This is a genomic window from Streptomyces xylophagus (genome assembly GCF_000716435.1).
Lineage (GTDB): Bacteria > Actinomycetota > Actinomycetes > Streptomycetales > Streptomycetaceae > Streptomyces > Streptomyces xylophagus.
Window position 1 is genome coordinate 1 of sequence record NZ_JNWO01000066.1, and the last position, 6,376, is coordinate 6,376.

The window sequence follows — 6,376 nt, forward strand, 5'->3', positions numbered from 1 at the left end:
GCCCCCACCCGCCCACTTCACCGGCCGCGCCGACACCCTCCGTGCCCTGCACGACACCCTCGCGCGCCTTACGGCGGAGCCCAACTCCCACCCCCACACCCTCGCCGTCATCAGCGGCATGGCCGGCGTAGGCAAGAGCGCCCTCGCCCTGCACACGGCCCACCAGCTGCGGGAACGTTTCCCCGACGGGCAGTTGTACGTGAACCTGCACGGCGCCACCCCGGGCATGACCCCCCTCACCCCCGGCCAGGCACTCCACGCCCTGCTCCGCGACCTCGGCGCCGAACCCCGGCACATCCCCGAACACCCGGACGCGGCAGCCGCGTTGCTCCGTTCCCTGCTCGCCCCGACCCGCACGCTGATGGTGCTGGACGACGCCGAGAACGCCGCCCAGGTACGGCTGTTGCTGCCGGCCGGCACCGGCTGCGCGGTGATCGTCACCAGCCGTTCGCCGCTGACCGCCCTCGACGGCGCCCGCCGCTTCCCGCTCGCGCCCCTGTCCGGCGAGGACAGCGCGGCGCTGCTGCGTGCGGTGTCGGGCAGAGGAGGCCTCGACGCGGCCCACCCCCTCGTCGAACTCACCGGCCGCCTCCCGCTCGCCCTGCGCGTCGTCGCCGCCCGCCTCGCCGCCCGCCGGGCCCTCACCCCGGACGTCCTGGCCGGTCAACTGGCCGCCACGGAAAGCCGGTTGAACCACCTGGAGTACGACGACCTCAGCGTCCGCCGCTCCCTGGCCGTGGCCCACGACGCGCTCGCCGCCTCCGAGCGCGAGACCGACCGGGACGCGGCCCTCGCCCTGCGCCACATCGGCACCCTCGACCTCCCCGCGTACGGCGCACCCCTGCTGGCACGTCTCGCCGGCGCCGACGAACACCGTGCCGAGGCCGCCCTCGACCGCCTGGTGGACGTGGCACTCCTGGAGGAGACGGCGTACGGCCGCTACGCCCCCCACGACCTGGTCCGCGACTTCGCCCGCGAACTGGCGGCGGGGGAAGGGGACTTGGGGGTGGGGGACTTGAGGGAAGGGGACTCGGAGGGGAGGGACGACCTCGTCGACACCGCCCTCGGCTGGTACGCCGCCGTCGCCGAACGCACCCTCACCGCGATCGTCGAACCGGGCCTCGACCAGGACGACCGCCGCCGCCCGACCGCCGCCCAACTCCCCGGCCACGCGCCCGAGGTGGCGGCCACCGCCCCCTTCGGCAGCTCCGAAGACGCCTTCACCTGGGGCGGCTTGGAGCTGGAGAACGTGGTGACACTCGTGAACCGGTACGGGGGCGAGGAGGGCAACGACCTTCGCAGGACCGCCCACGTCTCGACCCTCGTCCGGCTCCTCTTCCCCTACGTCCTGCGCAGCGGCCGGGTCGCCGAGATGGAGGCGCTCGGCCGGGCCGCCCTGGGCGCGGCAAGGCGGCTCGGCGATGCGGCGGCGGAGGCGTACGCGCTGGGTGACCTGGCCGGCCTGCACTTCCTGACCGGCCGGCAGAGCGAGGCCCTCGGCCTCAACGACCAGGCCCTGGCGATCTGGTGGCGGCTCGACGCGGCCTCCTGGATCCGCCGCTGCCTCAACAACCGCGGCCTGCTCCTCGAAGGCCTCGGCCGTTACGCCGAGTCCGGGGTCGCCCTGCGTCAAAGCCTCGCGTACTCACGGCAGTTGGACGATCCGTACGGCGAGGCCGTGACCCACAGCCACCTCGGCAACCTGTACGAGCACACCGATCCGCGCGCCGCCATCGAGCAGCACCGGCGCTCGCTGGCCATCGGGGACGAGATCGGCGCGGTCATCGTGCAGCACTCCGCGCACTGCAACATCGGCTACGCCCATCTCGCCCTCGGCGAACCGGCCGCCGCCGTACCGCACTTCGAGGAGAGCCTGCGCATCCTCGGCGGCCACGGCGACTGGCACGGCGAGTCGCAGACCCGCCTCGGCCTGGTCCGCGCCCTGCGCCTTCTCGGCCGCACCGAACGCGCGGACACCGAGTGCGCGGAACTGCTGCGTCGCGCGGACGCCCGCGCCGACCGCTACATGGGTGGCCTGGCCCGGCACCAACACGGCCTGCTGCTACGGGAACAGGGCCGTACGGAGGAGGCGTACGCGGAGTGGCGGGCGGCTCTCGAAGCGCTCGACGGGACGGACGAGAAGGCGGTCGTGCAGGAGCTGGTGGAGCTGTTGTCGCAGCGTGACGCGCGTCGACCACCGCACTCGTAGGCCCTATTTGGCGTCGGCGTAGCACTCGACCACCGCGACGGTGAACGGGAACCGCACCGGTGTCTCCCCGAACGTCAGCCGTCCGGCGAGGTCGGCCGCCTCCTGTATCGCGGCGACCACGGTCTCGGCCTCCTCCTCGGGACAGTGCACGATCACCTCGTCGTGCTGGAAGAAGACCAGCTCGGCCGCCAGCTCCGCACAGGCCCGCCGGAGCCCGGCGAGCATGAGCAGGGCCCAGTCGGCGGCGCTGCCCTGGACGACGAAGTTACGGGCGAAACGGCCCCGGGCGCGGGAGTTGGTGGAGGCGTAGCCGGGCACCCAGCCCTGGTCGGCGGGGGCGGAGCCCGGATCGTCCTGAGGGATGCCCGCCTCCTCCCCGGCGTCCTCGCCTCCGACCACCGGTGGGCAGGTCCGCCCCAGCCAGGTCCGCACGAGCCGCCCCTCCTCTCCCGCTCGCGCGGCGTCGTCGACGTAGGCCACCGCCTTGGGGAACCGGCGTCTGAGCGCGGCGAGGTTCTTGAGGCCGTCGCCGGAGGTCTGGCCGTAGACCGCGCCGAGCACGGCGATCTTGGCCTGGTCGCGGTCGCCGGAGAAGGCGCGGTCGGAGACGGACTGGTAGAGGTCGGTGGCCCGGCCGGCCACGTCCATCAGCCCGGGGTCGCGGGAGATCGCGGCGAGCACCCGCGGCTCCATCTGGTCCGCGTCGGCGACGACGAGCCGCCAGCCCGGGTCGGCGACCACCGCACGCCGGATGACCTTGGGGATCTGCAGCCCGCCCCCGCCGTTGGTGACCCAGCGCCCGGTGACCGTCCCGCCCGCGAGGAACTCCGGCCGGAACCGCCCGTCCCGCACCCAGTCCTGCAACCAGGACCAGCCGTGGGCGACCCAGATCCGGTACAGCTTCTTGTACTCCAGCAGCGGTTTCACGGCCGGATGGTCGAGGGACTGGAGCTCCCAGCGCCGGGTCGAGCCGACCTTGATGCCGGCCTGCGCGAAGGCCTTGACGACATCCGCCGGCAGATCGGGCCGCACCCGTCTCCCGAAGGCCACGGACACCTCGTCCGCCAACTCGGCGAGCCGCCGCGGCTCACCCCCACCGGCATACCGCTCGCCCAACAACTCGTGCAGCATCTCCCGGTGCACATCGGCGCTCCAGGGCAGCCCCGCCCGGTTCATCTCGGCGGCGACCAGCATCCCCGCCGACTCGGAGGCGGTGAGCAGCCGCATCCGGTCCGGGTGCTCGGCGGAGTCGTGCCGCCGCTGCTGCTCGGCGTAGACCGCGAGGAGGTCGGCCAGGGGGAGCCGGACGCTCTGCGGCTCGAAGAGCGAGGGCTGCGCGCCGGGTTCGGCGGCCCGCTGCGGCGGATCCGGCGGCACGGGCCCACCCCGCAACCGGGCCAGCGCGGCGGCGGCCGACCGGGGCTCGCCGTGCCGCCCCTCGTGCCCGAGCAGCAGCGTCTCGGCGTCCTCCACGTCGTAGCACCGCTCCACCCGCACCCCCGCGGCGAGCAGCGCCGGATACACCTCGGCGGTGGACCGCCACACCCACCGGCTCACCTCGGGTCGGCCGCGTACGGCCTCGACAAGATCCGGCTCCCACCGCACCGCGCCCACGGGCAGCCCGTCCGGACCGAGGGTGGCGACCTCCGCACCACCACCCTCGGCCGGAGCGAGCGCCCACCGGTCGGTCATGTCCGCGAGTGTGGCAGGCGGCACTGACAATCCCCGTGACCTGCGGCTCAGCCCCGTAGTCGGCTCAGCCCTGCAGTCGGTGCAGCATCTCGGCGATGTGCTGTTCGGACGTGGGCTTGTCGATGCCGACGCTGTTCAGCACACCCTCGCCGTTCTCGTGCTCCAGCAGGGCGAGCAGGATGTGCTCGGTGCCGATGTAGTTGTGGCCCAGGCGCAGGGCCTCGCGGAAGGTGAGTTCCAGGACCTTCTTGGCGTCGGGGCCGTAGGGGACGAGGTCCGGGACCTCGTCGGCGGCCGGCGGGAGCGCCGTGGCGGCCGCCTGGCGTACGGCGTCCAGGGGGACCCCCTGCGCGACGATCGCCTTGCCCGCCAGGGCGTCCGGTTCGGCCAGCAGGCCGAGAACCAGGTGCTCGGGGCGGCCCTCGGGGTTGCGGGCGGCGATGGCCGCGTTGTGCGCGGCCATGACCACGTTCCGGGCGCGGACGGTGTACCGGCTGAAGCCCTGACTGAGGTCGAGGTCGGCGGACTCCTTGGCCACGAAGCGCTTCTGCGCGGCCTGCCGGGTGACGCCCATGCTCTTGCCGATGTCGGTCCAGGACGCGCCGGAACGCCGGGCCTGGTCCACGAAGTGGCCGATCAGATGGTCGGCCACGTCGCCCAGGTGGTCGGCGGCGATGACCGCGTCCTGGAGCTGGTCCAGCGGTGCGGGGTGGACCTTCTTGATGGCGTCGATGAGGTCGTCGAGACGTACGGACGAGGTGACGTTCGGGTTGGTCGTCATGTGTCAACCGTAGGTTGACAGTGAGGTGCTGTCAACCCAGAGTTGACAGTCCGCTGAACCCCTCGCCACTCCTCACTTCGGTGAAGCCACCAACCGCACCGCCAGCCCCGTGAACACCGTCCCGCTGAAGATGTTGAGCCCCCGAGCCACCCGCCGGCTCCGCCGCAGCAGCGCCGCCAGCTTCCCGGAGAGCAGCCCGATCGAACCGTCCACCATGAGGCCCATCACCGTGATCGTGCACCCGAGGGCGAGGAACTGCTCGCCCACATGGCCGAGTTCGGGATTCACGAACTGCGGCAGGAACGCGACGTCGAAGAGGATCACCTTGGGGTTGAGCAGATTGGTGAGGGCCCCTTGAAGAAAGGCCCGGCGCCGCCCGACCCCACCGCCCTGCCCTTGGTCTTCTGCCGTGAATGCCGCTGCCCGTTCCCGGAACGCCTTCACGGCCAGGTACAGCAGATAGGCGGCGCCCGCCCAGCGCAGCACGTGATAGAGCACCGGCAACGTCAGGAACAGCGCCGACAACCCGAGCGCCGCGGCCACCGAGTGCACGAACATCGCACAGGCGACCCCGCAGGCGGCCGTCACCCCGGCGGCGGGCCCACCCCGCCCGCCCATCGCCACGATGAACATCATGTCGGGGCCCGGAGTGACACAGAGCACGAAGGCGGCGACGAGAAACGCCGCGTACAGAGAGGTGTCGACCATGCGCGCCATGCTCGTGGTCGGGTCGGGAGGGCGGCGACCGAATTTCGCGGACTGGGACGGGGGGAGAGAGGAGGAGAAGGACGGCAGAGGCGGCGCCGATGTGGAGGGAGGCGGCTGGTTCAACCGAGCAACGGCGCGACCGCGTCCCGTAATTGGCCGACGTGCTGGTAGTGCAGCCCCGACAACCCCGCCTCCCGGGCCGCGACGACATGACCGGCGGTGTCGTCGACGAACAGACAGCGTCCGGCCTCGACTCCGACGCGCCGCGCGGCCAGTTGGAAGACACGCGGGTCCGGCTTGGCGACTCCGACACGGGAGGTGTTGACCACCGCGTCGAACGCCTCGGACAGCCCGACCTCGGCGAGGTAACTCTCCAGCCGGGTGGTCGCGTTGGAGACCAGAACCACCGGCACCGTGCGGCGGACCTGCGCGAGTACGTCCATGACGTCGGGGTCGACCTGCCCGGTGAGGGTGTTCCACGCGGCCACGAGGTCGCGGGCGCGTTCGGCCGACCCGCAGACCGGCGACAGGTCGTCGGCGATCCGCAACCGCCACTGCTCATCGCTGAGTTGCCCCGTGACGGCCGCCAGCAGCAACTCGCTCTCGAACGCCACCCCGGCCAGCGTGCCCTCGGCCAGTCCCCAGGCCCGGTCCAGCGCGTTCATCCCGTCGGGGTCCCACCGGTGCACGACCCCGTCGAAGTCACACAGCACGGCGTCGAACGGCAGCGTCTCCATGCGGTGCGATCTTGCCAGCCGGTGCGCTGCTCGCCAACGTGCGGTGCGGGGACGGGAGTCAAGGGGCGGGACGGGGACGGGAGCCAAGGTGCGGTGCGGGGACGGGAGTCAGGGGCGGGACGGGAGCCAACGGGCGGGACCGGACGGGAGTCAAGGGGTGGCGTTGGCTTCGGCACCCAACTCCTCAGCCCCGCACCTTCCTCTTCCACCTGTCTCTTATACACATCTGACGCTGCCGACGACTCCTTA

5 protein-coding genes are annotated in these 6,376 nt (G+C 72.4%); 1 reads left to right on the forward strand and 4 read right to left on the reverse strand.

Annotated elements, in window-relative coordinates:
• Nucleotides 1-2,209, forward strand: a 2,209-nt coding sequence (locus OO70_RS50025; protein ID WP_043688141.1) for a tetratricopeptide repeat protein, incomplete at its 5' end; no start/stop codon positions are given.
• Between the two features lie 3 nt (nucleotides 2,210-2,212).
• Here OO70_RS50025 and OO70_RS50030 read toward each other — a convergent pair.
• The 4 genes from OO70_RS50030 to OO70_RS50045 form a co-directional block, all read right to left on the reverse strand.
• Nucleotides 2,213-3,901 (reverse strand): bifunctional 3'-5' exonuclease/DNA polymerase, encoded by a 1,689-nt coding sequence (locus OO70_RS50030; protein ID WP_043688143.1) that lies wholly within the window; start codon nucleotides 3,899-3,901, stop codon nucleotides 2,213-2,215.
• Between the two features lie 64 nt (nucleotides 3,902-3,965).
• Nucleotides 3,966-4,682 carry a Clp protease N-terminal domain-containing protein gene (locus OO70_RS50035; RefSeq protein ID WP_043688149.1) on the reverse strand — a complete coding sequence of 239 codons (717 nt, stop codon included), beginning with the start codon at nucleotides 4,680-4,682 and terminating at the stop codon, nucleotides 3,966-3,968.
• 72 nt (nucleotides 4,683-4,754) lie between these two features.
• Nucleotides 4,755-5,390, reverse strand: coding sequence for a LysE family translocator (locus OO70_RS50040; RefSeq protein WP_043688152.1), 636 nt, complete (start codon nucleotides 5,388-5,390; stop codon nucleotides 4,755-4,757).
• 119 nt (nucleotides 5,391-5,509) lie between these two features.
• The gene (locus tag OO70_RS50045; RefSeq protein ID WP_043688154.1) at nucleotides 5,510-6,127 is read right to left on the reverse strand and encodes an HAD family hydrolase; all 618 of its coding nucleotides are present in this window, start codon (nucleotides 6,125-6,127) and stop codon (nucleotides 5,510-5,512) included.
• Nucleotides 6,128-6,376: the final 249 nt, after the last annotated feature.